13 protein-coding genes and 1 pseudogene are annotated in these 17,265 nt (G+C 66.2%); 4 read left to right on the top strand and 10 right to left on the bottom strand.

Translation table 11 applies throughout. The features are described 5' to 3' along the window. Positions 1–221: 221 nt before the first annotated feature. On the top strand, positions 222–1,145 hold the full coding sequence (locus NWF34_RS12045; RefSeq protein ID WP_075862500.1) for a M23 family metallopeptidase: 924 nt from the start codon (positions 222–224) through the stop codon (positions 1,143–1,145). Between the two features lie 51 nt (positions 1,146–1,196). On the opposite strand, the gene NWF34_RS12040 is transcribed toward NWF34_RS12045, so the two are convergent. The 5 genes from NWF34_RS12040 to NWF34_RS12020 form a co-directional block, all read right to left on the bottom strand. Further along, positions 1,197–1,520 carry a metal-sensitive transcriptional regulator gene (locus NWF34_RS12040; RefSeq protein ID WP_035755503.1) on the bottom strand — a complete coding sequence of 108 codons (324 nt, stop codon included), beginning with the start codon at positions 1,518–1,520 and terminating at the stop codon, positions 1,197–1,199. 34 nt (positions 1,521–1,554) lie between these two features. Then, entirely contained in the window at positions 1,555–3,765 is a 2,211-nt protein-coding gene (locus NWF34_RS12035) for a heavy metal translocating P-type ATPase (RefSeq protein WP_258325146.1), read from the bottom strand. Beyond that, positions 3,762–6,107, bottom strand: coding sequence for a cation-translocating P-type ATPase (locus tag NWF34_RS12030; RefSeq protein WP_258325145.1), 2,346 nt, complete (start codon positions 6,105–6,107; stop codon positions 3,762–3,764). The genes NWF34_RS12035 and NWF34_RS12030 overlap by 4 nt, the downstream gene beginning before the upstream one ends. Positions 6,108–6,153: 46 nt before the next feature. After that, positions 6,154–7,113 (bottom strand): hypothetical protein, encoded by a 960-nt coding sequence (locus NWF34_RS12025; protein ID WP_075863794.1) that lies wholly within the window; start codon positions 7,111–7,113, stop codon positions 6,154–6,156. A 90-nt stretch (positions 7,114–7,203) separates the two neighbouring features. Beyond that, entirely contained in the window at positions 7,204–7,410 is a 207-nt protein-coding gene (locus tag NWF34_RS12020; RefSeq protein WP_075863793.1) for a heavy-metal-associated domain-containing protein, read from the bottom strand. A gap of 369 nt (positions 7,411–7,779) precedes the next feature. Here NWF34_RS12020 and NWF34_RS12015 point away from each other — a divergent pair, with 369 nt between their 5' ends. Further along, positions 7,780–9,825 (top strand): cytochrome c oxidase assembly protein, encoded by a 2,046-nt coding sequence (locus tag NWF34_RS12015; protein WP_258325157.1) that lies wholly within the window; start codon positions 7,780–7,782, stop codon positions 9,823–9,825. On the opposite strand, the gene NWF34_RS12010 is transcribed toward NWF34_RS12015, so the two are convergent. Together NWF34_RS12010 and NWF34_RS12005 are read right to left on the bottom strand one after the other, a co-directional pair. Further along, positions 9,763–11,508 carry a heavy metal translocating P-type ATPase gene (locus tag NWF34_RS12010; protein ID WP_258325156.1) on the bottom strand — a complete coding sequence of 582 codons (1,746 nt, stop codon included), beginning with the start codon at positions 11,506–11,508 and terminating at the stop codon, positions 9,763–9,765. The genes NWF34_RS12015 and NWF34_RS12010 overlap by 63 nt on opposite strands. Positions 11,509–11,805: 297 nt before the next feature. Beyond that, a pseudogene (locus NWF34_RS12005) lies at positions 11,806–11,961 on the bottom strand (heavy metal-associated domain-containing protein); the annotation flags it as partial. Positions 11,962–12,175: 214 nt separating this feature from the next. On the opposite strand from NWF34_RS12005, the gene NWF34_RS12000 reads away from it, so the two are divergent. Then, the gene (locus tag NWF34_RS12000) at positions 12,176–12,547 is read left to right on the top strand and encodes a BlaI/MecI/CopY family transcriptional regulator (protein WP_005199796.1); all 372 of its coding nucleotides are present in this window, start codon (positions 12,176–12,178) and stop codon (positions 12,545–12,547) included. A 4-nt stretch (positions 12,548–12,551) separates the two neighbouring features. After that, positions 12,552–13,484 carry a M56 family metallopeptidase gene (locus NWF34_RS11995; RefSeq protein ID WP_075863791.1) on the top strand — a complete coding sequence of 311 codons (933 nt, stop codon included), beginning with the start codon at positions 12,552–12,554 and terminating at the stop codon, positions 13,482–13,484. Between the two features lie 316 nt (positions 13,485–13,800). Here NWF34_RS11995 and NWF34_RS11990 read toward each other — a convergent pair whose 3' ends face one another. The 3 genes from NWF34_RS11990 to NWF34_RS11980 all read right to left on the bottom strand — a co-directional run bounded on the left by NWF34_RS11990 (position 13,801) and on the right by NWF34_RS11980 (position 16,889). Further along, positions 13,801–14,076, bottom strand: coding sequence for a hypothetical protein (locus tag NWF34_RS11990; protein WP_211540770.1), 276 nt, complete (start codon positions 14,074–14,076; stop codon positions 13,801–13,803). Continuing rightward, positions 14,073–15,863, bottom strand: a complete 1,791-nt coding sequence (gene ctaD, locus NWF34_RS11985; RefSeq protein ID WP_211540771.1) for a cytochrome c oxidase subunit I — start codon at positions 15,861–15,863, stop codon at positions 14,073–14,075. Before ctaD ends, NWF34_RS11990 begins: the two co-directional genes overlap by 4 nt. A 231-nt stretch (positions 15,864–16,094) precedes the next feature. Next, a complete protein-coding gene (locus tag NWF34_RS11980) occupies positions 16,095–16,889 on the bottom strand; it encodes a M23 family metallopeptidase (protein WP_258325144.1) in 795 nt (264 codons plus the stop codon). Positions 16,890–17,265 lie beyond the last annotated feature (376 nt).

Raw genomic sequence — 17,265 nt, 5'->3', positions numbered from 1 at the left:
CGATAGTAGTTCGGTGCGGTTCGGGCCCTCGCCTCTTCCCTACTGACCTGCGAGAAGCATGTCTCGCGACGAAAATCACGGCTGAAGTCGTGGAAACCTGTGTGACTGGTGGGACTAGTGGTGTGAGTGGTGTGATGCTGGGCGTCGCTCTCTCGGCGTGGACTTTCGGCATCGATCCGCCCGAGTGGTGGTCGACGTCGACGTCAGAAGGGTTCGACGGTATGCACATGGTGGCTTCGTTCGCGGGAGCTGTGAACAGGCGGTGGATGCTCATGGTGGTCGCGGTGGCGACGGCAGTGGGTGTGGCGTGGGCGCCGGTGCTGCCCGCGGCGGCCGCACCCGATGACCATGTCGCCCGGGAGTTGGTGGTTCTCGTGCAGGACACGGTCAAGGCGGCGCTGGGCGGTGCGGCGGCAGCAAGCTTGGGTGAGCCGATCAAGCATGCGTCGGCGTGTTTACGCGGTCATGCGCAGTCCGGGAGCAGCGACGGCGGCAGTGTGGCCGCGTTGGAGTGTTTCGGCGCGTTTTCCTCGACGGTCGATCCGCTCAGTGGCTTTCGCATCATCGATGCGTTGCCGCTGGCTCGTCTGGTGGCAACGTTGGTGGCAGCGTTGGTGCCGCACGATCCCAGCGTCCCGCATGGGCCGCAACCACAACCGGGGGCTCCGGGTGCTGCGGTGCCGGGGAGCGGTGGCGCGGTGGCGCCTACTGCCGGCTCGATCACCTCGACGTTCGGGGATGGGCGCGGCCATCAGGGCATCGACATCGGCAACGATCTGGGTGCTCCGATTGTCGCGGTGGCTGATGGGGAGATCATCACCGCAGGCCCAGCGCAAGGCTTCGGCTTGTGGATGCGGATCCGCCACGATGACGGAACGATCACCACCTACGGCCACAACGATGAGAATCTGCTCGAGCAGGGCACTCGGGTCCGGATGGGCCAGATCGTGGCCACGGTGGGCAACCGCGGTGTGTCGACCGGCCCGCACCTGCATTTCGAGGTTCTCGATCCCGCCGGTGTGAATGTCGATCCCGCACAGTGGCTGGCCGAGCGTGGGGTGGTGCTGGCCGTTGATGCCGAGGCCGAACGCCCGGCCCCGGGCGGGCCGGTGGTGCCGCAGTGGGTGCGACAGCCACGGACGTGAGCGGATGCGTCCGCACCGAGGGTCGGGCGTGATCGGTTGTGCGGGTGGGGATCAGGAACGGACGAGTCGGGCGATGGCGGCGGAGGCTTCGGCGATCTTGTCCTCGGCGGTGGCGCCGCCGGCCTGGGCGGCGTCGAGGACGCAGTGTTTGAGGTGGTCGTCGAGCAGGCCGAGCGCGACACCTTCGAGCGCCTTGGTCAGCGCCGATATCTGGGTGAGGATGTCGATGCAGTATTGCTCTTCATCGACCATGCGGTGGATTCCGCGGGCTTGGCCCTCGATGCGTTTGAGTCGCGCGAGGTAGCGGCTTTTGTCACTGATGTAGCCGTGCGCGGTGTGTGCGCACTCGTTCTCCGGTGCGGACGATGTCGTCATCGGACAATCATCTCCTTTTCAAGGGTCTGTTTCCTTACCCGGTGCTGGCTGTGGTGCGGGTGTCGTGCAGCGCGTGGGTGGTGCTGGTCTGCGGGCGTAGGTCCAGGCGGCGCAGGAGTTGGGCGTTGAGAGCCACGACCACCGTGGACGCCGACATCAGGATGGCACCGACCGACATGGGCAGCACGAATCCGATCGGGGCGAGGATCCCGGCAGCCAGAGGCACCGAGATCAGGTTGTATCCCGCTGCCCACCAAAGGTTTTGCTTCATCTTGCGGTAGCTGGCCTTGGACAGTTCGATCACCGAGAGCACCGAACGCGGGTCATCGCTGGCGAGGATGACTCCGGCCGAGGCGATCGCGACGTCGGTGCCCGCGCCGATGGCGATGCCGACGTCGGCTTGAGCGAGTGCGGGGGCATCGTTGACGCCGTCGCCGACCATGGCGACTTTGCGGCCCTCGCGCTGCAACTCGGCGACCTTGTCGGCTTTGTCCTCAGGGCGCACCCCGGCGAAGACCCGGTCGATACCGAGGTCTGCGGCGACGCTGTGCGCGACCGCTTCGGCATCACCGGTGATCATCACTACCGCCACCCCCACATGGTGCAGGGCGTCGACGGCTTGGCGGGACTCCGCACGTACTTCGTCGGCGAGTTTGATCGCGCCGACGACCTCGTCGTCACGCACGACGTGCAAGATGATGGCCCCGTCGGCGCGCCACTGCTCGGCGATGGCGAGTTCGTGCCGGCGGTGCTCCTCGAGCATGCGCGGCCCGCCGACCCGCACGACCGTCCCTTCGACATGGGCGCTGACCCCGACCGCGGGTGAGGAGGTGAACTCGGTGGCCGAGGGGATCTGCTGGGCCCGGTCTCGGGCGGCGGCGACAATCGCCCGGGCCAGGGGGTGTTCGCTGTCCGCTTCGGCGGCGGCAGCGGCGGCCAGCACGTCGACGGCGTCGCTACCAGGGGCGGGCTCGACGGCGATCACAGTCGGTTCCCCCTTGGTGAGGGTTCCGGTCTTGTCGAACAGCACTGCGTCCACGGTGCGCATAGCTTCCAGGGCGAGGCGGTCTTTGATCAACACCCCCCCGCGGGCAGCGCGTTCGGTGGCGATGGCGACCACCAGCGGTATAGCCAGGCCGAGCGCGTGCGGGCAGGCGATGACCAGCACGGTGATCGTGCGGATGACCGCGTCATCGGGTTGACCGATCACCGTCCACACGATCGCGGTGATAACCGCAGCGGTCAGTGCGAACCAAAACAGCAGCGCGGCCGCGGAATCGGCGAGGCGTTGCGCACGTGACGACGAATTCTGGGCGTCGGTGACCAGCCGCTGGATACCGGCCAGCGCGGTGTTCTCACCGGTCGCGGTGACTTGCACGCGCAAACCGGAATCGGTGGCCACCGTTCCAGCGACGACCGGATCACCCCCGCCACGGCGGACGGTGCGCGATTCACCGGTCACCATTGATTCGTCGACCTCGGCGGTTCCGTCGATGACCAGGCCGTCGGCGGGAACGCTGGCACCAGGGCGCACGATCACCACATCCCCGACCTGCAACTGCGCCGGGGCCACAATGCTGATCTGTTCACCGTCGACGCGTTCGGCCTCATCAGGCAGCAGTGCCGCCAACGAGTCCAGCGCCGAGGTCGTCTGGGCCAGCGACCGCATCTCGATCCAATGCCCCAGCAGCATGATGACAATCAGCAGGGCCAGTTCCCACCAGAAGTCCAGTTCATGGTGCACAACCTCGAGACTGGCTCCCCACGAGGCGACGAAGGCCACCGTGATCGCCAGAGCGATCAGCAACATCATGCCCGGTGTGCGCGAGCGCACCTCGCTCACGGCCCCCGACAGGAACGGACGCCCGCCCCAGGCGAACATCACCGTGCCCAGTACCGGGGAAATCCATTGCACCACGACGGTATCGGGCAGCTGATAGCCGATGAGCATGGCAAACATCGGTGAGAACGCGACGACCGGCACCGCGAGGACGAGCATGATCCAGAACAACTGCCGGAACTGGCCCACATGGTCACCATGCCCGCCGTGCCCGTGACCGCCGTGACCACTGTGACTGTCGTGGCCGGCGTGGTCGCCGGAACCGTTATGGCGTTGTCCGGCAGAGGAATCGGGGTGGTGGTGTCCGGTGTGATCGAGCACCGCCTCGTGGTGCTCAACCTGGCCGTGGTGGTGCTGATCGGCGGCCGTGTGACCGGCGTGTTCAGCAGAGGTGTGCTCGTTCATGACGCCACCTTATACCCCTGGGGGGTATGTGTCGAGGGTGTGTGGAAGGGGCGGTTCTCGTCACCGGGTGTGGTGCGTGCGGTGAAGGCACGAAGCCGCAGGCTGTTGCTGACGACGAACACGCTGGAGAAAGCCATCGCGGCGCCGGCGAGCATGGGGTTGAGCAACCCGAGTGCGGCGAGGGGGATGGCGGCGACGTTGTAGGCGAAGGCCCAGAACAGGTTGGTCTTAATCGTCGCCAGCGTCTTGCGGGCCAGGGCGATCGCGTCCGCGGCGGCGTTGAGGTCGCCGCGGACCAGGGTGATGTCGGCGGCTTGCATGGCCACGTCGGTGCCGGTGCCCATGGCCAGGCCGAGGTCGGCCGAGGCCAGCGCTGCGGCGTCGTTGACCCCGTCGCCGACCATGGCCACGACTTTGCCGTCGTTCTGCAGTGCGGTGACGGCCTGGACTTTGTCGGCGGGTAGGACTTCGGCGATCACGGTGGAGATGCCGACCTCGCGTGCGACGTGTTCGGCGGCCTTCTGGTTGTCACCGGTGAGTAGGACCGGAGTCAACCCCATGGCCTTCAGTCGGGCGACGGCTGCGGCGCTGGTGGGTTTGATGGCGTCGGCGACGACCAGCACCGCACGGATCTGGCCGTCCCAGGCCACCATCACTGCGGTTTGTCCTGCAGCTTCGGCGGACTCGCGGGCAGCTGTCAGATCGGGATCGTCCAGCGACAGGCCCCAGTCGGTGAGCAGGCTGTCGCGTCCGACGAGGACTGCGTGGCCCTCGACGGTGCCCTGCACTCCCATACCTTCGATGTTGGTGAATTCCTCGACCTCGGCCAGGGCGCCGAGCTCGGCGCGTGCCGCGCCGGCGATGGCAGTGGCGATGGGATGCTCGGAGGCGTCTTCGAGCGCACCGGCGAGGGCGAGTACTTCGCGGTCGGAGGTGCTGGCATCGGTGTGCACGTGCAGCAACGTCATCTGACCGGTCGTGACGGTGCCGGTCTTGTCCAGGACCACGGTGTCGATCGTGCGGGTGGTCTCCAAGACTTCCGGCCCCTTGATGAGGATGCCGAGCTGGGCTCCCCGTCCGGTACCGACCAGCAGGGCGGTCGGAGTGGCCAATCCCAGCGCGCAGGGGCAGGCGATGATCAGCACGGCCACCGCAGCAGTGAACGCTGCCTCGATTGGATAACCCGCCCCGATCCAGGCGCCCAGGACCGCGACAGCGATGGCGATGACCACGGGCACGAAGATGCTCGAGATGCGGTCGGCCAGCCGCTGGGCGTGGGCCTTGCCGGACTGGGCGTGTTCAACCAGGGTGGCCATCTGGGCTAGCTGGGTATCGGCACCGATGCGGGTGGCGCGTATGCGCAGCCGCCCGCCGGCGTTGACCGTTGCCCCGGTGACGGTATCGCCCGGACCGACTTCGACCGGCAGCGATTCGCCGGTGAGCATGCTGGCGTCGATCGCCGAGGTGCCCGACACGATCTCACCGTCGGTGGCGATCTTCTCTCCCGGCCGCACGATGAACTCCTCGCCGACCGACAACTTGTTGATCGGGATCCGTTGTTCGTGGCCGTCTTTGATGACAGCGACGTCTTTGGCGCCGAGTTCCAGCAGCGCCCGCAGCGCTGCACCGGCCTGCCGTTTGGAGCGTTTCTCGAAGTAGCGGCCCGCGAGTACGAACATGGTGACCCCGGCGGCCACCTCGAGGTAGATGTTGCCCGCTCCGTCGGAGGGCGCCACGGTGAAACTGAAGCCATGGGTCATCCCGGGTGTGCCGGCGGTACCGAAGAACAGGGCGTACAACGACCACAGCAACGCCGCACCGGTACCCACCGAGATCAGGGTGTCCATGGTGGCGGTGCCGTGACGCAGGTTCACCCAGGCCGCGCGGTGAAACGGCCACGCCGCCCACACGATGACCGGGGCGGCCAGGGTCAACGAGGCCCACTGCCAATAGGTGAACTGCAGCGCCGGGATCATCGCCATCGCGATGACCGGTACCGACAACACCACCGCGCCGATCAGACGAGTGCGTAATGCCTGCAGCTCGAGGTCCCCGGCGGCCTCACCGGTCGCCGCCGCGCTCGCATCGTCACCGGTCTGCGCCGACGGCGGAAGCGTGGCCTGATAACCGGCGTTCTCGATCTCGGTAATCAGCAGCTGCGGATCCAGATCACCCGAGGTGGTGATACGCGCCTTCTCGGTGGCGTAATTGACTGTGGCAACGACACCGTCGAGCTTGTTGAGTTTGCGCTCGATACGCATCGCGCACGACGCGCACGTCATTCCGCTGACGGCGAGTTCGATGTCAGACCCGGTCGAGCGGGACGGGGAAGTGGTGGTCATGAGGACTCCAAGACGTGGGTTGAGCCGGCGGGTGGATGACGGGCGGTCAGTGCCCGGCGTGCTCAGGCGGGACCGACGCCGGAGACGACGAGGATGTCGCGCTTGCTCGACCACGCTCTGCAGCGGTGTCGACGACGAACGTCGCGGTGTGCACCTGACCGTCGACCTGGAAGTCGAGATAGAGCAGGTAGCGGCCCGGTGTCGGTGCGTTCGTCGCAAACCTCACCTGCGGCCCGGACAACTGCCCTGGCGTGGGTGCCGAGCCTTCGGGATGCACGTGCAGGTAGGCCAGGTCGCCATCGCGCAACGCCACCAGATGCCCGAAGGCACCCAGATACGGCTGCAAGGTGGTGACCGGCTGACCGTTGCGACTCACGGTCACAGTCAGCTCTGAGTCGGCGCCAGCGCGCAGCTCACCGGTCACCTCGACCTGGAACCCGGCCACCTCCGACCGCCGCGACTCACCGGCTGGAGGGCGGGGTTGATAGTCTCCACCCACCTCGAGAGTGCGTGTCAGCGTTAAGGTTTCACCGGTCGCTGCCGGAACGAAATCGGCATACACCCGGTAGGTGCCGGCCGTCTGCCACTGCCACGGAATCGACCACCGCCCAGCAGCATCCACCGTGGGGTGCACGTGGCGGAATGCGGTGCCGTCAGACCGGACCACGATCAAGTGCAGTTGTTTGTCGTGTTCCACCATGTAGTCGGTGACCGCCGAACCGGCGGAGTCGGTGATCGAAAACGTCAACACGCCCGCCTGGCCGGCCTGCGCGGGCGCTGCGAGTCCAGACAGCAGATAACCCCCCGACCCGACGGTGACCCCGCGCACACCCGGCGCCGCGGCGGCAGACGAAGCCGGTGCGCTCTGGTGTCCGGCGTGCGCCGGTGAGTCCGACCCAGCAGCGCCTGACCGGTCCGGGGCCACCGCGGCTGCCACAGTGTAGGCGGCCACGAAGACCACCGCCAGCGCACCAGCGAAAAGGCCCAGCCTAGAAGGCACGTTCATTGTCATGATCCTGTCTGTCAGGAGATCGCCCAGCGACGCTGCGCTGCCGAGGAGAGCCGGGCCACCACCGGGGCGGCCCGGCCCGCGACCTCACTCAGCGAGTTGATAACCGGCTTCTTGCACTGCGCTGCGGATAGCGTCACGCTCCAGCGGAGCGGAGCTGTCGATGGTGACCTGGCCGCTAGCCACGTCCACGGCGACATTGGTGACACCGTCGAGGGTGCTGATCTGTTCGCGTACCGACGAGGCGCAATGTCCGCAGGTCATCCCGGTGACAGTGACGGTAGACGTACTCATAGTGATGCTGCCCTTCCCTTCTGGCGATACCCCGGGCGGCCATACCCCGACCCACCCACGGCAGTGACGACTGAGCCACTCCCACCTTGGTACCATACCCCCCTAGGGTAATCAACGTTCGACGCTGATCCGACACCGATCTCGAAGGCGGACCAGCGTCACGGCGCACCCGGGGGAGCGGAAAGACCGGGGATGAGGAGTGGGCGCCCGAACCGATCCTGCGAAAGATTGGATAGGGCCCGCGCGGACGCGGCCCCGCGGCGAACCGAGGCGGTGGCAAGCAAGCCGAGAATCAGCCACGACTACCCGTTCTACAGTCCGTGCGCCGTAATTACTATGCGCAGTAGTAGCATGTAGGTGGTGGGTGATATGAAGCCGTCGACGGAGGCGACCGCACCGTCAACTCCGCGCGGCGTAGCCGTACCCCGGTTGATGGCTGCACTGCTGGTCGGTGGGCTAATTGTGGCGCTGGTGATCTACGCCTGGATCTCCGGCGCCAGTCGCTACGTCGAAAGCGCAGATCCATATCCTGGGGCGGGCACAGCTGTCGCCGATGTGGTCGGCAACTTCGCTGGCTTTGCGTTGGCTGCGGTGATGCTTGGGGGACTGGTCTCGATGGTGCTCACGGCCGTCCCTGACTCGCAAGGCTTCATCGACGCTGCGGTCTATCCAGTGTTTCGCCGCGTCCGTCGCGCCGCGGGGTGCTCTGTGGTCGTTGCGCTCTTCATGGCTTTCACCGCGGCCGCAGACACCACCGGTGTGTCTGTGGGCACGATGGTCTCGAGCGGCAAAGTCGGTTACGCGTTCAGTGTGAGTTTGCCGGCGCTGGCGTGGCTGGTGGTGGTGGCTGCGGGTGTCGTGGTGCTGATCGGTTCGGTGTCGCTGCGGTGGTCGATGCAGGCGGCGCTGGTGGTTCCCGCGGCGATTTGTGTGCTCGCGCTGCCCGTGGTCGGCAATGCCGCGCAGGGTCCTGACCACGATTACACGACCGGCGCGGTCATTGTCTTCGCAGTGAGCTTGGCGTTGTCGGTGGGGCTGCGGTGGGCTGATCGGTTCCGGGTTCGTGGTCTGGGGTCGGCGACCATCGACGAGGCGGCCGACCGGCGTGTTGGTGGCGTTGTCCTGGGCGCCGATGTGATGGCACTGGCGGGCGCGGTGGCTGTGACGCTGCTGCTGCGGACTCCCGATGTGTGGTCGTCGGCGTTCGGTCGCGCTGCGGGGCTGTTGGTGGCTGTACTGACGGTGCTGGTGGTGGCCGACCTTGTGCGCCTGCGCCGGGGCGTGGTGACGCCGGCAACCGCTTCTGTCCTTGCCGCGTCGACCGCACTGGTGGCCGTGGCCTGCTGGGCGGTGATGGACACCAGGGTCGCACCCGGGTTGATTGCCCACCCATTCACGGGCTGGGATGTCTATCTGGGTTATTCCCTTCCTGGCCCGCCCGATGTCGGTTCACTGGTCTCGCTGTGGCGTGTTGATCTCGTGGTGGGTGTGGCGGCGGTGGTGGGTGTCGTGGGCTATCTCGTCGCCGTCCGGCGGGAGCGGGCAAGTGGACACCGGTGGCCGATCCGGCGAACGGTGTCGTGGGTCGCGGGGTGCGCTGTGGTGGTGGTGTCCACCAGCTCTGGGCTCAAGGCCTACGGCAACGCGTTGTTCAGCGTGCACATGGCCGAACACACGGGTTTGACCATGATCGCACCCATCCTGCTGGTGGGTGGTGCACCGATCACCTTGCTGTTGAGGGTGCTGCCGACGACCGGAACCACCGGTGGCGCGGCGTGCCGGCGGGCGCTGCTGATCGTGCTCAGCTCGCGGGGCCTGCAGCTGCTGCTCAATCCGATTGCCGCGTTCGCGTTGTTCGTGGGCTCGTCGTATCTGGTGTACTTCACACCGGTGTTCGACGTGCTCGTCCGCTACCACTGGGGGCACGTCGTGATGAGCGTGCTGTTCCTGGCCACCGGCTACCTGTTCTTCTGGGTGACTGTGGGGATCGATCCTGGACCCAAACAGTTACCGTTTTTGGCGCGGCTTGGTCTGCTGTTCGCCGTCATGCCTTTTCACGCCTTCTTTGGTATCGCGCTGATGACCTCCACCACGGTGATCGGCGAGTCTTTCTACAGCCAGTTGCAGCTGCCGTGGAATCCCGATCTGGCTCGCACGCAATGGGTGGGCGGTGTGGTGGCTGCGGTCATCAGCGAGATTCCGATGGTGCTGGTTTGCCTGGTGCTGTTGGCGCAGTGGGTGCGAGCCGAACGCCGACCCGATCGGTCCGAATCCGCCGACATCGATGCCGGCACCTCCCACACCGTCGCTGCGATGGTCTCGCAGTTGGCCCAACCCCAGCCGCTGTCGCCCTCAGCGGTCTATACGCGCGAAGTTCTGCAAACGCAGGCTGTTGGAGACGACGAAAAACGATGACAAAGCCATTGCGGCCCCGGCGATCAGAGGATTGAGCAATCCAGCGGCAGCCAGCGGCAGCGCGGCGAGGTTGTAGCCGAACGCCCATGCCAGATTGGTGCGCATCGTGCGTCGCGTGGCCGAGGCGAGTTGCAGCGCCAGAGCGACGGTGGTGAGGTCATCGCGCACTAACACGATGTCGGCGGCGCCGATAGCAACATCGGTACCGCGTCCGATCGCAATGCCCAGATCAGCCGACGCGAGTGCGGGCCCGTCGTTGATGCCGTCGCCGACCATCGCCACACCGGCGCCACTACTGCGCAGATTGTCGATGATGGCCACCTTCTCGGCCGGGAGCACCCCGGCGATCACGTCGTCGATGCCGATCTGCTCCCCGGTGCGCTGCGCTGCGCCGGCGTTGTCACCGGTGACCAGGAACGTGCGAATTTCCATGCGGTGCAACTCATCGACCGCCTGGCGGGCAGAGGGTTTGATGCCATCGCGAATGTCGATCAGGCCCCGGACTGCATCATCGGCTGCGACATAGACCGCGGTGCCCCCAGAGCGCTCGATGTCAGCGCGCCGCGCGTCGATCACGGCGGGCACCGCGGCGCTACGGGCGATCCATGCCGGGGAACCCACCTGCACCGTCACTCCGTCGATCACCCCTCGCACGCCGCTACCCACGTCGGTGACCACCGCGTCGACCGGTGCGGCAAGCGACTGCGGACCGGCTGCGGCAGCGATAGCGGTGGCGATGGGGTGGCTGGTGTGCTGCTCGAGTGTCGCCGCCCAGCCCAGGATCAGCTCGGCACTGTCGTCGTCGACGGTGTACACGCCGGTGACGTGTGGCTGCCCGTTGGTGAGGGTGCCGGTCTTGTCGAAGACCACCACGTCGATCGTCCCGGACAGTTCCAACGCGGCGTGTCCTTTGAGGAAGATGCCCAGTTGGGCGCCTCGCCCGGTAGCGATCACCAGCGCCATGGGCATGGCCAGGCCCAGCGCGCACGGACAGGCGATGACCAGCACGGCCACCGCGGCACTCACGGCGTGCTCCCATGACGCCCCGGTGAGCGACCAGCCCACGACAGTGGCTGCGGCTAGGGCGATGACACACGGAACGAAGATCGCGGCGATACGGTCGGCGACGCGTTGAGCGCGAGCCTTGGCTGTCTGCGCGCTGTCGACGAGCGCGATCATCTCGGCCAGGCGGGTGTCCTCACCGACTGCGGTGACTTCGACGCGTAGTCGCCCGTCGAGGCACGTCGTGCCCCCGACGGCGGTGGAGCCTTGCTCGGCTGACACCTGAACCGGCGTCGTCTCACCGGTCATGGCGCTGAGGTCCACAGTGGCGGCGCCCTCGATCACCTGCCCATCTGATGGAATGGTCTCTCCCGGCAGCACGATGAGTCGTTGCCCCACTTTGAGTTCCGCGAGGGGTATGAGCATGGTCGTGTCCCCTGCGCACTCAACTCGGGCGTCGGTGGCACGCAGGGCGGCCAGCGCCGTCAGTGCTTGAACAGCTTGTGTCCGGGCACGCGCCTCGTAGTAGCGTCCTGCCAGCACGAAGACGGTGACACCGGCGGCAACTTCGAGGTAGATGGAGTCACTGGAGAAGATTGCCGACCACACCCCCTGGCCTGCGGTCGACGTCGTCTCGGCCGAGAACATTGAGTACACCGACAGCGCGGTCGCGGCCAGCACTCCCAGCGAGACGAGGGTGTCCATCGTGGCCACGCCGGTCCGCAACGTGCGCACCGCGGTGCGGTAGAAGGGCCACGCGCAGTAGGTCACGACCGGCGCGGCAAGCGCCACCAACACTGCTTGCCAGCCGGGGAAGCGAAGGTCGGGGACGACCGCAAGCACCACGGAGAGGTTGGCCAGGGGCACGAACAGGGCTAGCGCGACGATCAGCCGAGTGAACAGTGCCTTCGCAGTCGCTAAGTCTTCGTTGACGGCAGGGGCCTGCTCGGACAGTTCCGCAGCCGCATACCCTGCTGTGTGCACGGCGTCGATAGCATCGGCGACGTGTGCGTGGGTCTCGAGTTCCACGGTGGCTCGCCGAGTGGCGTAGTTGACCGAGGCGCGCACGCCGTCGAGTTTGTTGAGTTTGCGTTCCACCCGAGCTGCGCACGCACCGCAGGTCATTCCGCCCACATCGAGTTGGATGCGGCGTGTCGGGTGCGTGTGGTCAACGAGGTCGGTCACGGGTGGGCGCTTTCAGTAGGCGGTGAGGGCACGGCACCGCAGGAGATGCGAGAGCCCCCATGGGGCAGTGAGACAGCAGGGCTGAGGCAACCAGGCTTCGGCTACTAAGCAGGGTAGTTTGTTCTAGACTGGCAGCAAATACGAGGCGATCAGGCAGGCGACGGTGACTCAGTTGGGTTCGTTGGAACGCGCGGTGATGGACGTGCTGTGGGGCGCTTCGGCGGCGATGAGTGTGCACGACATCGTCGATGCGCTGGCCGACCGCGACTTGGCGTACACGACGGTGTTGACCGTGGTCACCAATCTGCACAAGAAGGGCTTCGCGGGTCGCGAGAAGATCAGCCGCGCCTATCGGTACTTCCCGTTGCAGTCGCGGGAGGAGGCGACGTCTCAGACACTGCGGCAGGTGCTCGATGCCAGCGGCGATTCGACGGCGGTGCTGATGCACTTCGCCCGGATGGTTACTCCCGAGGAGCGCGCGGTCCTCAGCGAGCACCTGTCCCGGACGCGGACGGATCGTCCGAGGAAGCGCTGAGAGTGTGAGCGTCGCATTGGCCCACCTGGTGGGCGCGGCCGTGCTGGGCGTGTTGGGTCCCTACGTTCTCGACCGACTGCCCCAGCGATGGTCACCGCGGGTACTGATCACCGCATGGGTCAGCAGTATCGCCACGGCGGTGGGATTGTTGTTTCTATCGGCGCTGTCGGCGTTGTGGCCGGACCCGCCGCCGGCCGAGCGCTTCGTTGACACCTTGGCTCGGTGCGCGGGAGCTGTCCTGCACGCGGTGCGCGACGATTTCAGCCAGGTGTACGGCATTGCCGTCGCCGTGGTCCTGATCGCCGTGGTCGCGCGCACCGCGATGTCGTGCGCTCGGCACACCCGCGACGTGCATCGCGTGCACCGTCTTCATCGCGACGTCGTCGCTGTGGTGGGCAGTACCGAACCCGACACCCCCGACGTGCTCTGGATCGATCACCCCCACCCCATGGCGTACTGCGTCGGCGGGCGCAGTGGCTTCGTAGTGGCAACAAGTGCGCTGCGCACAGACGTGCCCGCCGAGGCGCGGGCCGCAGTACTAGCGCACGAGTTCGCCCATCTGAGGTCCCGGCACGACCGCGTTCTGGCGGTCTGCGATGTGATGGCACGAGCTCTGCCCTTTGTGCCGCTGTTTCGCCGGGCGCCGGCGGCAGTCGCGACCTTGATCGAAGCAGATGCCGACATGTCGGCTGCTCGGGTCACCAGCACAGCTGCCGTGCGCAGCGCACTCGCGCACGTGACCAGTCAGGGCGTAGGCCCCGAGACCCCCATGCCCCGCTCGACGCGCTACCGATTGCTGATGCTCGAGAACGGCGCGATCGAGCCAACGAAGTCGACCTACGCTGCGGCGAGCGTGCTACCCCTCTTGGGTGCTGCGTTGTGTACGGCTGCGGCACTTCCGGTGTTGTCAGTTCTCGTACATGGACTCACCGCGTAAGTCCCCGTCACGCCATATTCGCTCGACAGGGGCTGCTACTGCTCGACACCCACGAGCGTCGCGTCTGTTTGCGCCACCGAGAGCAGCGGCCGCTGACCGGCGCTCGTCGCAGCGTGTCGATCGCAGCCCGCGCGTGCCTTCGCGACATACGCCCAAGCCGGTCGCGCGTTATCGCGGCACCCTGCGTGATCGGTACCTAGTGCACGATGGTGGCCTCAGTCAGGCCCGGTGATCTTGGAGGCCCTGGTGGCTGCGGGTCTCGCCGCCGCGCGGTGCGACGAGTTCTCCACCTGGGGATGGTGGTGAGTTTCTTCGCCTAGGGTCGCGCCGCACGGCCTCGTGCTGGCCTCATCGCTCGGGTCGCGACGGCGGCCGCACCGCGGGCCGCACACATTGCCGCGGTCGCCGCGATCAGCCACAGCAGCAGTGGAGTGCCCTGAGCGAGGACAGAGCCTGCGAGCAGGGTCAGCGCAAAGGTCATCACCGCGGTGTAGCCGACTGCGAGGATGGCGAACCACCGCGGAACGGTCAGCGGGCGGCGCGATCGCGGGACGGGGGCCTGGTCGAGTGCTGGGTAGGGGTAGTTGCTCACGGTCGGCTCTCCGGGTCGGGATCTGTAGATGCTTCGTGGTCTCCGGTGGTCAGCGGCGCACGGCGGACTTCTTCGGCCGCCTCGCTGGGTTCACCGTGCCGTGTGCCGACGTGGGCTTCGGCGCGCATCCGCTCCACCATGTGCGGGTAGTGCAGTTCGAACGCCGGACGTTCTGACCGGATGCGGGGCAGTTCGGTGAAGTTGTGGCGCGGCGGCGGGCAGCTGGTGGCCCACTCCAGCGAGTTGCCGAAGCCCCATGGATCGTCGACGGTCACGACCTCGCCGTAGCGGTAGCTGCGGAAGACGTTCCACAGGAACGGCAGTGTCGAGACGCCGAGGACGAACGCGCCGGCGGTGGAGATGATGTTGAGCGTGGTGAAGCCGTCTGAGGGCAGGTAGTCGGCGTACCGGCGGGGCATGCCTTCGGCTCCGAGCCAGTGCTGCACCAAGAAGGTGAGGTGAAAGCCAATGAACGTCAACCAGAAGTGGATCTTGCCCAAGCGTTCGTCGAGCAGTCGGCCGGTCATCTTCGGGAACCAGAAGTAGATGCCGGCGTAGGTGGCGAACACGATCGTGCCGAAGAGCACGTAGTGGAAGTGGGCCACCACGAAGTAGCTGTCGGAGAGTTGGAAGTCGATCGGCGGACTGGCCAACAGCACACCGGTGAGTCCGCCGAACAGGAAGGTGACCATGAAGCCGACCGAGAACAGCATCGGGGTTTCAAAGGTCATGTGGCCGCGCCACATTGTGCCGATCCAGTTGAAGAACTTCACGCCCGTGGGTACCGCGATCAGGAAGGTCATGAAGGAGAAGAACGGCAACAGCACGGCACCGGTGACGTACATGTGGTGTGCCCACACCGCGACCGACAGGGCGGCGATGGCGAGGGTGGCGTAGACCAGTCCTGAGTACCCGAACAACGGTTTACGGCTGAAGACCGGGAAGATCTCGGAGACGATGCCGAAGAACGGCAGCGCGATGATGTACACCTCGGGGTGACCGAAGAACCAGAACATGTGCTGCCAGAGAATGGCGCCGCCGTTGGCTGGATCGAACAGATGCGCGCCGAACTGGCGGTCGACTTCGGCGCCAAGCAATGCCGCGGTGAGCAGCGGGAACACCAGCAAGATCAGCACACTGGTGACCAGGATGTTCCACGTGAAGATGGGCATGCGGAACATCGTCATTCCCGGTGCGCGCAGACAGATGACCGTGGTGACCATGTTGACCGCGCCCAGGATGGTGCCCAGACCAGACACGGTCAGTCCGAGAAACCACATGTCGGAGCCGACGCCGGGTGAGTGGATGGCGTCGCTGAGCGGGGTGTAGGCGGTCCAGCCGAAGTCCGCGGCGCCACCCGGGGTGATGAAGCCGGCGATCGCGATGGTCGAACCGAAGACGAACAGCCAGAAACCCAGTGCGTTGAGTCGCGGGAAGGCGACGTCGGGAGCGCCGATCTGCAGGGGCAGTACGAAGTTGGCGAAGCCGATCACGATGGGGGTGGCATACATCAGCAGCATGATCGTGCCGTGCATGGTGAACAGCTGGTTGTACTGCTCGGTCGAGAGGAATTGCATGCCCGGCGTCGTAAGTTCTCCGCGCATCAGCAGCGCCATCAATCCGCCGATGAGGAAGAACCCGAAGCACGCGACGATGTACATCATGCCGATCAGCTTGTGATCGGTCGTGGTCAGCATCGTGTAGATGAATGACCCTTTGGCCTTTCGCCGCTCGGGATAGGGCCGCGTGGCGACCACCTCGGGCGGGCGCGGGGACACCGCGGTCATGAGGCCTCCATCTGACTCGGAAAATGGTGGCCCTGATCGAAGCAACACGCGCATCGTGCGTGCGACTTCCCGGGCCGTTACTACGGACTGTAGTCGATTAACTACTAGGTAGCATAGTTGGTACTGGAATCCCGAGTCTCGACCGGGAGGCGACAGAACCGCGGCGAAACGTCGCCTCCCTCATTGAGTTCGGCCCGACCGGTAAGTCGCGACCGTGCGCCGCAGCCACCCTTACCGCCAGAGGTCTGCGCTTCCGGTGCTCGGCGGTTCGTTGGGCGTGATAGTAGGTTCGGCGTCGCTGTCGGAGGGCAGACTGACGCCGCGTTCGGCGAGCCATCGCACCGGGTCGAGGGCGGCGCCGGATGCATCAGCAACCTCGAAGTGCAGGTGAGGCCCGGTCGAGTTGCCACGATTGCCCACCGTGGCAATGGGTTGACCGACCGTGACCGGTGCTGTCGCGTTGATGAGATTGTCGTCGTTGTGGCCGTAGGTCGTGATTGTTCCGTCGGCATGCCGGATGCGTACCCACAACCCGAAGCCTTCAGCTGGCCCCGAGTTGATCACTTCGCCGTCGGTGACCGCGAAAATCGGTGCCCCCAGGTCGTTGCCGATGTCCATACCCTGATGGCCGCGGCCGTCACCGAAGGTGGAGGTGACTCGGCCGTTCGTGGGAGCGACCACCGACCCCGGCGACGGCGACGAATAGACGGGTGGACCGGCTGGTGCCGGGTGCGCAGCCGCGGGATCATGGGGACGCATCTCGAAAGCCAGAAGCGCCAGCAACCGCCCGATCGGCAGCGCGTCGACAATCAGTTCGGCGGCTGCTCGTCCCGCACCGAGCACGGCGGCGAAGCATCCCACCGCAGTGATGGGATCCTCGGCTGGCACTGGCGGCTCGACTGGGCGCGCTCGGTCGGCCAGACATGTGCTGACTGTTCGGATCTCGTCGGCGAGGGTTCCCATCGCCGGGCCGCCCAGTGTTGCCGAGATCGTCTCGGCGACCAGTTGGGCGAACTGCTGAGTCACATGGGCGGTATCGGCGTCGGCTCGTGCTCGAGCGTCGACCGAGAAGCTCAGCAGAACCGCAGCAACGATTCCTGCGACCCCCAGTCTCAGACAAGGCCGTGGAGCGCCGCAGCGGCGGGTGAGGGACGACATAGGCATGCCAGCGAGACCTTCCGGAGACGGGCGCGACGCACTGACGTTCAGCACCACACGCCAGGTGCACATGAGGCCACGATCGGCAGCCCTCCGTTCGAACCATAGGCCCCACAGGTCACAGCAGTAACACGATCTGATTGAGTGCCCATCGCAATCGCGGGGCCTCTACTACTAGGTGATGTAGTTGCGGATGGGCAGTGACTGCCGAGTCGGGAAACACGCCCGAGTCCGAACGTATTAG

Source organism: Gordonia sp. GONU (genome assembly GCF_024733855.1).
In the GTDB taxonomy this organism is placed as follows: Bacteria; Actinomycetota; Actinomycetes; order Mycobacteriales; family Mycobacteriaceae; genus Gordonia; species Gordonia amicalis.
This window is presented reverse-complemented; position numbering and strand designations above follow the sequence as displayed.

Bases quoted from the DNA above. Each gene is read 5' to 3' on its own strand.
- ctaD (WP_211540771.1), bottom strand. From the start codon at position 15,863: ATGACCGCGGTGTCCCCGCGCCCGCCCGAGGTGGTCGCCACGCGGCCC.
- NWF34_RS12040 (WP_035755503.1), bottom strand. From the start codon at position 1,520: ATGACGACATCGTCCGCACCGGAGAACGAGTGCGCACACACCGCGCAC.
- NWF34_RS12025 (WP_075863794.1), bottom strand. From the start codon at position 7,113: ATGAACGTGCCTTCTAGGCTGGGCCTTTTCGCTGGTGCGCTGGCGGTG.
- NWF34_RS12030 (WP_258325145.1), bottom strand. From the start codon at position 6,107: ATGACCACCACTTCCCCGTCCCGCTCGACCGGGTCTGACATCGAACTC.
- NWF34_RS12015 (WP_258325157.1), top strand. From the start codon at position 7,780: ATGAAGCCGTCGACGGAGGCGACCGCACCGTCAACTCCGCGCGGCGTA.
- NWF34_RS12020 (WP_075863793.1), bottom strand. From the start codon at position 7,410: ATGAGTACGTCTACCGTCACTGTCACCGGGATGACCTGCGGACATTGC.
- NWF34_RS12045 (WP_075862500.1), top strand. From the start codon at position 222: ATGCACATGGTGGCTTCGTTCGCGGGAGCTGTGAACAGGCGGTGGATG.
- NWF34_RS12035 (WP_258325146.1), bottom strand. From the start codon at position 3,765: ATGAACGAGCACACCTCTGCTGAACACGCCGGTCACACGGCCGCCGAT.